This window comes from uncultured Veillonella sp. (assembly GCF_963534045.1).
Classification (GTDB): domain Bacteria; phylum Bacillota; class Negativicutes; order Veillonellales; family Veillonellaceae; genus Veillonella.
On sequence record NZ_CAUSQT010000047.1, the window covers coordinates 1 to 8,629 of the forward strand.

An 8,629-nucleotide genomic window follows, 5' to 3' on the forward strand; every position below is an offset into this window, starting at 1 on the left:
CTGCAATACCTTTAATAAAGAAAGAGAATACAATGTATTGCGTATGTCCACCAAACAGGTCAAATAATGCAGAACCAATAGCCGCACCTAAACCACCATATAAACCGCCAAAAAGAATGGATGATGTAAATAATGCAGCAGATCCTAAGTGAACCATGGCCCCACCTGGTATTTCAATGCGAATTGTAGTTGCTACTGCACATAAGGCAGCAATAAAACCTATATATACAATATCACGAGTTTTTAATTTCATAATCAAGCTCCTTTTGTCCTATTATTAATGACTATACTCAGTATAACAAATCGTACACAATTTAAAAATACCAACTTTATAGGAATTAAATATACCATTCAAATAAAACAAAGCACCTATACAACTGCATAGGTGCTTTATCAAATTAATATAACTTATTTTTGCTTAAATCTTAGCGCGTTTTAAGCGAAGAGAATTACTTACAACTGTAACGGAACTGAATGCCATCGCTGTACCCGCAATCATTGGATTTAATGCACCAATGGCAGCCAATGGAATACCGATACAGTTAAAGATCAATGCCCAGAATAAATTTTGTTTAATATTGGTCATCGTCTTACGACTGAGGCGTACTGCTTGTACTAATGTGTGTAAATCGTTTCTTACAAGAACGATATCTGCTGCCTCTACGGCAATATCTGTACCACTGCCGATAGCAAAGCCGATATCTGCAGTTACAAGAGCTGGAGCATCGTTGATACCATCGCCAACCATACCAACTACAAGGCCTTTATCTTGCAATTCTTTTACCTTGCTAGCCTTATCTTGAGGCAATACTTCTGCAATAACATGGGTAATACCCGCTTGTTTAGCAATGTATTGGGCAGTACGTCGATTATCACCGGTAAGCATCCATACATCGATACCTTGAGAACGTAACTCTTTAACCACATCAATTGTTTCTGGACGCAATTCATCTTCTACAGCCCACAATGCACTGATAACACCATCTACAGCGAGAACAGATACAGATGCACCTTGTTCTTCAAAATGTTGAATATCATCTTGCACCTTAGATAAATCATAACCGAGTTCACTCATCCAACGGCTATGACCAAGTTGTACAGATACACCTTGGTAAGCACCTTGCAAGCCTTTACCCGGTACATCGCCAAAGCTTTCAAGTTCAACAGCCTTACCCTTGTAGCCATGATCTTCACCATAATAAACCATAGCCTTAGCAATCGGATGCGATGTGCCGCTTTCAAGGGCCATCATGATGGACATGTTCACACTTTCATCACCACTATAGTTTTTGAAAGCCGTTACATCGAGCACGCCTTGTGTAAGGGTGCCTGTTTTATCCATAACGATAGCATCGAGTTTACCAGCTTTTTCAAGATATTCCGCACTCTTGATGAGAACACCATGCTCTGCGCCAAGGCCAGAACCTACCATGATGGATGTCGGTGTAGCAAGGCCAAGCGCACAAGGACAAGCGATAACAAGCACTGCTGTAGCATTAATGAGAGCTACATTGATAGAATCGCCTACAATAAAGTACCACACGAGACCAGTTAGTACAGCTAGACCAATAACAGTTGGTACAAAGTATTGAGCCACAATATCCGCAATACGTTGAATGCTTGCTTTAGATGTTTGAGCTTCCTCTACGACCTTGATAATTTGAGATAACATCGTGTCGCTACCAATACGCTTTGCTTCCATTGTGAAAGCACCACTTAAATTGATAGTCGCCCCAATAACCTCAGAGCCCACTTGTTTTTCTACAGGTAAGCTTTCACCTGTAAGCATAGCTTCATCAACGGTAGAGTAACCTTCTGTAATAGTACCGTCTACAGGAATCTTTTCACCGGCGCGCACTTGTAATACATCGCCAGCTACCACCTTAGAGGTAGGAATATCTACAAATTCACCATCTCGCAATACATGAGCCGTTGCCGGTTGCAAAGCAATTAGTTTTTGAAGCGCTTCAGACGTACGCCCCTTGGCTACCTCTTCTAACAATTTACCTAGAAGAATAAATGTGATAAGCCATGCAGAGGTTTCAAAGTAAATACCATGAGGACCAAGTTCTGGATGGAACTGCCAATTGTAAATACTGAACAAATACGCCACACTCGTACCCATCACAACGAGGACATCCATCGTAAGAGCCCCATTCTTTACGGCACTCCATGCACTCTTATAGAACATGAGACCCGGGCCAAATTGAGCGATAGTGGCTAATACAAATTCGACCCATACTGGCAATGCTTGGATACCAAAACGATGTAAGGTCATGTTGATCATCATCGGTACAGCCATACAAGCAGCAATGATAAGACGTGTAATATGAGGTTTTAAATTAACCTTTTCTATTTCTTGTTTCGTTTCATCCGCTTCAGTAGCACCAAAACCGATATTCGTTATGGCATCGATAATTTGTTGTGGTTCTACAGTAGCCCCCTCCTTAAACTCTACACTCCCCTTACGGGTTAGTAGGTTAACCTTTACAGAAGCTACGCCATCCACCTTGGATACGACGTTTTCAACACGTTTTACACAGGCTGCACAATGCATGCCCGTAATGTCAAACTCTTGTTTTTTTGTACTCATATATAACTTCCTTCGAAATAATTCAAATCAGAGATTCATAAAATATGATAAATACAGTATATTTGTAATATTTATCACATGAACTAATACTCATATATCTACTATTTATAATAACATAGATTCTCAATTCGTCAATATCCTACTAAAACTAGAGGGTTATTCCTTTTCTGTAAGGGAATTAATAATTACGATTGTATCGCTATATATTGTGTAAATAAATATATATATTATTAAACATTATCGCTCATAATCTATACATTACCTTTATAAATAGCTTATAATAAAGTGATGATGATGAATAAATACTATAGTGGTAGAAATAAGAATGGAGGTGAGGAAATGCCAGATACAACTAGCCCTACCGTGGAATTCATATCCATTGCCAAAGAATTCCGCCATGAATATGTAGTGGAGAAATCCAGATTTATCACTACCGTATATCCATGTAGTACCGAAGAGGATGCGCAATCTTTTATCGCCCGTATCAATAAAGAGTTTTGGGATGCTCGGCATAATTGTACGGCCTTCGCATTAGGACCAAAGCAAGAACAACAACGCTCGTCCGATAATGGTGAACCATCGGGCACTGCTGGAAAGCCTATGCTAGAAGTCTTGAAAAAGACAGGTGTTACAAATGTAGCCGTTGTGGTAACACGCTACTTTGGCGGTATAAAACTAGGGGCTGGTGGATTAATCCGAGCATACTCCCACTCCGTTGCTGAAACATTGCGTCTTGCACCAAAGGAATTGCATACCACAAGAACACAATTACAAGCGATTATTGACTATGCACTATATGGAACAATAGAACGCTATCTACAAGATGCCCAACTACATTATGAGGCTACCTTTGGAGAAAAAATAGATCTTACGATTTTAGTGCCACCTATCGATATAGAACGGATACAAAAAGAGCTCCAAGACATGAGTCATGGAGCTGCTACTTGTAATGTATTAGATGCTATCGAAGTGGTATTACCACTAGATTAAGTGTTCAATCAATTCGTACACTAACTAATTAGTTGCCATTATGAACTAAACCAGTAAGGCCTTGATTCATTTCATGACGTTTTTCAGTTGTCAATGGATGTGGCCATACGCGTTCTAATTGTTTTTTACGACTAACACCAGCATTATGTGCTGTCATTAATCTACGTGCTTCCCAATTACGAATTGCTTTACTTAATGTTCTTTTTACTACGCCCATAGTAGTACTCACTTTCCTAGTCACTGCAACTATATCAAAAATATTGATGAGATTATTAAAACAACTTTTTATATGCTTTAATTCTCTTGATGTGTATAGTATATATGACATTTCTTAAAAGGTAAAATAACTATTCCTTTATTAGTTATAAATTTTAATTATTATGATTTGTGTATTAAAGGGGGATTTTATGGACACATCGTACTATCACAATTTTATAACCCTTGTTCAAACAGGAAACATGACACAAGCTGCAGAAATTCTCCACATTACACAACCGGCTTTGAGTAAGCAGCTAAAGTATTTAGAGGCAGAATTTGGAGCTCAACTCATCAATATTAAACGAGGTCAACGAGGTTCCAATTTACAACTTACCGATGCAGGTAAGATTTTTTATGAAAAAGCACAGCAATTATGTTCTATTGAAGAATCTACGTATAATGCAGTACAACAGCTAAACTCGCGTATCGAAGGTACGCTGCGCATCGCTACCTCCGCATCCCGTTCCACCCCTATCGTACAACAATATTTGCCGGCATTTTCCATGAAATATCCATCTGTACACTTTGAGATTTACGAAGGGCTCATGACTAATGTCGTAAAACAGCTCATCAGTGGCAGTGCAGAAATTGGAATTGCTAATATCCAAATGGTAGATACTGATAAATTTGATATTCTCTTAACCCAAGAGGAACATCTATACGCATTATTTAGACGCGATGTATTCTGGACTGATCGCGAACACGATACCATCACCTGGGATGATATTAAACAATGCCCCCTCTCCTTATCTGGTGGGTCCGTAAGAATGATTATGCAATCATCCTTAACAGATATGGAACATCTAAATGTGAGCGCTATTACGACTACAAAAACATCGGCTATTGAATGGGCATCATCCGGGCGTACGGTGGCACTGGTCCCAATGGATGCCAAAGAAATGGTAAATCACCGCAAAATGTCACGCATTAAATTGCCTGAATTTTCTGGTGACTATAAGAAAGCATTCATTACCTTAAAAGGGCATGCCCTTTCACCAGTGGCACAACAATTTATAGATTTCTATAAGGCCTACGTATAATACATTTACCAATATTGATACGAAATAATTACATATATGCGAAAAAGCAGGAACTGGCATCGCCAATTCCTGCTTTTGTTATAGCTCGACTATGATTGATGTACGGCACCAATAATATCAGTAATACTGTTTAGATTATATCGTTCCACATAATCGCCCATTTCACGAGCAATACGAGAAATAGCGGTTGGATCAACCATCGTAGCGGTACCAACTTGTACGGCCTGAGCACCGGCCATCATAAATTCGATAGCATCAGTACCACTCATGATACCACCAAGGCCAATAATAGGAATAGTAACCCCTTTATAGACTTGATGAACCATGCGAAGCGCCACAGGTTTTACTGCTGGACCAGATAGACCACCATAAATATTACCTAACAATGGTTTGCGACGGTGAATATCAATAGCCATGCCTAACAATGTATTAATGAGGCTGACCCCATTACCACCACCGGCTTCTACAGCCTTTGCAATTTCCACGATATCTGTTACATTTGGTGAAAGTTTTACAATAACCGGCTTATCGGTTACTTTACGAACCGCTTTAGTTACTTGTTCAACAACCTTTGGGTCTACGCCAAATGCCATGCCTTCACTCTCTACATTTGGACATGATACATTGACTTCAAGGCCTGCAATACCATCCACCGATAGTGTTTCTGCCATCCAAGCAAATTCCTCTACTGTACCAGCAGACATATTAGCTAGTAACGGTACATCATATTTCTTAAGTTCTGGCAAAATATCCGTAACAAAATGCTCTGCCCCTGGATTCTCAAGGCCAATGCAGTTCAATACACCAGATGGCGTCTCTGCAATACGAGGGCCAGGATTACCATGACGACCTTTAGGCGTTAATCCTTTCACAGAGATAGCCCCCACCTCATTACTAAGGTCTAGATAACCAGCGTATTCAGGACCATTTCCAAAGGTACCAGATGCAGCGATAATAGGATTTTTCATCTTAATACCGCAATAATCGATGGCGAGTTTTGGGTTTGGTGTAACGGTGTTATTTAAATCGCGTTCACTCATTAAAAGAACACCTCCTCAGCTGGGAATACAGGACCATCTTTACAAACCTTATAGCGCTTACCACCTACGCCATCACAAGCACAGCCTAAACAACCACCTGTACCACAGCCCATCCGTTCTTCTAAGGACACTTGGCAAGGTACATTGAGCTCTTTAGCCACTTGAGCCACACCTTTCATCATTGGTGTAGGGCCACAAGTCATAACGGAAGTGAATGTATTAGAATTAATTAGTTCAGGCATAATAGCTGTTGGGAACCCCTTTGTACCTACACTGCCATCATCTGTTGTGATATGAACCTGTACAGTTGTATCCTTGAACAAATCAGCCCAGAAGGTTTCGCTTTCATTTCTAAAGCCCAAGATAACGTGTGCAGACTCACCCTTTTGTAAATGGGACGCAATACAAAGCATCGGTGCAATACCAACGCCACCGCCAACGAGAAGCATATTCTCAGATGTTACAAATGGTTCGCCCAACGGGCCTAAACAATCTAATGTATCACCAGGCACGAGGCGAGTCATAATATCCGTCCCCTTACCTACGACACGGTACAAAAGGGTAATCGTACCCTTTTGTACATCAAATCCAGCATAGCTAATAGGGCGACGCAATAATGGCGCCGTAGAGTCCGCTACGCGAACATTACAAAACTGCCCTACCTTTGCTTCTGCTGCTTGTTTTGGTGCGTGAATATCCATAATCCACACATCAGAGCCTATTTGCTCATTGCGAACGACTTCGCCCTGTTCTACATAGCCACTCATGGTATTACTCCAATTCAAAATCTTGTAATGCTTCTACATTGTAGTTAGCATCATCTTTACGGTTTGCTACAACGCGCAATACTTCGCGAGCTGTATCAAGACTTGTTAAGCATGGTGTACCCATTTCTACAGCGAGACGGCGCAATTGGAAACCTTCACGTTCAGGCCGTTTACCAGCTGTCAATGTATTAAGTACGAGATCCACCTTATCTTGGCGAATGTGGTCAGCACAGTTGTCTTCGCCTTCATGGATTTTATTAACGACCTTGCAATTAACACCATGTTCGATGAAGTATTTGCCTGTACCACCAGTCGCTTCGATGTGATAGCCAAGGTCGATGAAACCTTTTGCAAGTTCACAAGCTTCTGCTTTATCGCGATCTGCTACGGTCATAAGGATTGTACCATCTTCTGGAATACGCATGTTGGCACCATTGATAGCTTTAAACAATGCTTCAGAATAGGTACGACCAATACCCATAACTTCACCAGTAGATTTCATTTCAGGTCCAAGAGCGATTTCTACAAGGCCCATTTTGGAGAAGGAGAATACCGGTGCTTTTACAGCCACATATGGTTTATTAGGTACAAGTCCTAAAGGTAAGCCTAAATCTTTTAAGCTTTCACCAAGAGCAATTCGAGTTGCACATTCTACCATATTGATACCTGTAACCTTAGAAATAAATGGTACAGTACGGCTAGAACGAGGGTTAACTTCAATTACATTAAGTTCGCCATCAGCCACGATATATTGAATATTAAGAACGCCCTTAACATTAAGACCAATTGCAATACGACGTGTATAATCTACGATTTGATCGATAATTTCTTGGCTCAAATGTTGTGCTGGATAAACTGCCATGGAGTCACCAGAGTGAACACCGGCGCGTTCGATTTGTTCCATGATGCCAGGGATACATACGTCGGTACCGTCGGAAATAGCATCAACCTCTACCTCCATACCAACCATGTAACGGTCGATAAGAACTGGATGTTCTTTGGACGCTACTACGGCTTCCTTCATATATACATCGAGTTCTTTATCGTTGTATACGATTTCCATGGCACGACCGCCCAATACATAAGAAGGACGAACGATCAATGGGTATTTTAAATTCTTAGCAGCTGCTTGCGCTTCTTCATCAGATGTAACAAGAGCACCTACTGGACGAGGAATACCAAGTTTTGCCAATAATTCGTCAAAACGTTCACGGTCTTCCGCCATGTCGATACTATCTACGGATGTACCGAGAATTTTTACACCGCGTTTAGCCAATGGGCCCGCCAAGTTAATAGCTGTTTGACCACCAAATTGAGCAATAACGCCAGCTGGTTTTTCTTTATCAATGATTTCCATAACGTCGTCCACTGTTAATGGTTCGAAGTACAAGGAATCAGAAATATCGAAGTCTGTGGACACTGTTTCTGGGTTATTATTGATCATAATGGATTGGTAACCCGCTTTACGAAGTGCCCAAGAGGAATGCACAGAGCAGTAGTCAAACTCTACACCTTGACCGATACGAATTGGACCGGAACCAAGTACTACAACGGATTTTTCACCTAGTGGTTTAACTTCGTCTTCTTGTGCATAAGCACTATAGTAGTATGGTGTTTTAGATTCGAATTCTGCAGCACATGTATCTACATATTTATAGGTTGGAAGAATATTCCATTCTTTGCGTTTCACCTTTACGTCTTCTGCCGTTGTATTCGCATAGCGCGCAATAACAGTATCAGGGAAGGAATAACGTTTAGCTAGACGCAATACATCTTGAGTCAAACCATGTTCAGTTAACGTTTTTTCTACATTGACGATATTCTTGATTTTTTCAATGAAGAATGTATCGATTTTAGTAATGTAGTGGATTTTTTCTACACTAATTCCCTTGCGAAGTGCTTCAGCCACAACGTAGATACGTTCATCATCTACTAAATGTA

Annotated in this window: 8 protein-coding genes; 2 read left to right on the top strand and 6 right to left on the bottom strand. The window is 40.6% G+C overall.

All coding sequences use genetic code 11. The annotated features are described in order from the left end of the window. Positions 1–253 (bottom strand): ECF transporter S component (locus RYP29_RS07395; protein ID WP_311532829.1); only part of this gene is annotated, 253 nt, incomplete at its 3' end. Positions 254–418: 165 nt separating this feature from the next. Beyond that, positions 419–2,593, bottom strand: a complete 2,175-nt coding sequence (locus tag RYP29_RS07400) for a heavy metal translocating P-type ATPase (RefSeq protein WP_311532831.1) — start codon at positions 2,591–2,593, stop codon at positions 419–421. A gap of 339 nt (positions 2,594–2,932) precedes the next feature. Between RYP29_RS07400 and RYP29_RS07405 the strand changes: the two genes are divergently transcribed. Further along, on the top strand, positions 2,933–3,583 hold the full coding sequence (locus tag RYP29_RS07405; RefSeq protein ID WP_311532833.1) for a YigZ family protein: 651 nt from the start codon (positions 2,933–2,935) through the stop codon (positions 3,581–3,583). A gap of 28 nt (positions 3,584–3,611) precedes the next feature. Here the strand turns inward: RYP29_RS07405 and RYP29_RS07410 are convergent, their stop codons facing one another. Beyond that, positions 3,612–3,800 (bottom strand): hypothetical protein, encoded by a 189-nt coding sequence (locus RYP29_RS07410; protein ID WP_016476626.1) that lies wholly within the window; start codon positions 3,798–3,800, stop codon positions 3,612–3,614. A gap of 190 nt (positions 3,801–3,990) precedes the next feature. On the opposite strand from RYP29_RS07410, the gene RYP29_RS07415 reads away from it, so the two are divergent. Then, entirely contained in the window at positions 3,991–4,881 is an 891-nt protein-coding gene (locus RYP29_RS07415) for a LysR family transcriptional regulator (RefSeq protein ID WP_016476625.1), read from the top strand. Positions 4,882–4,970: 89 nt separating this feature from the next. Here the strand turns inward: RYP29_RS07415 and RYP29_RS07420 are convergent, their stop codons facing one another. The 3 genes from RYP29_RS07420 to carB form a co-directional block, all read right to left on the bottom strand. Then, positions 4,971–5,921: a dihydroorotate dehydrogenase gene (locus RYP29_RS07420; RefSeq protein WP_038125204.1), complete on the bottom strand. Its 951-nt coding sequence runs from the start codon at positions 5,919–5,921 to the stop codon at positions 4,971–4,973. Further along, positions 5,921–6,688 carry a dihydroorotate dehydrogenase electron transfer subunit gene (locus RYP29_RS07425; RefSeq protein ID WP_311532837.1) on the bottom strand — a complete coding sequence of 256 codons (768 nt, stop codon included), beginning with the start codon at positions 6,686–6,688 and terminating at the stop codon, positions 5,921–5,923. Before RYP29_RS07425 ends, RYP29_RS07420 begins: the two co-directional genes overlap by 1 nt. 4 nt (positions 6,689–6,692) lie before the next feature. Next, positions 6,693–8,629, bottom strand: a 1,937-nt coding sequence (gene carB / locus RYP29_RS07430; RefSeq protein WP_311532840.1) for a carbamoyl-phosphate synthase large subunit, incomplete at its 5' end; no start/stop codon positions are given.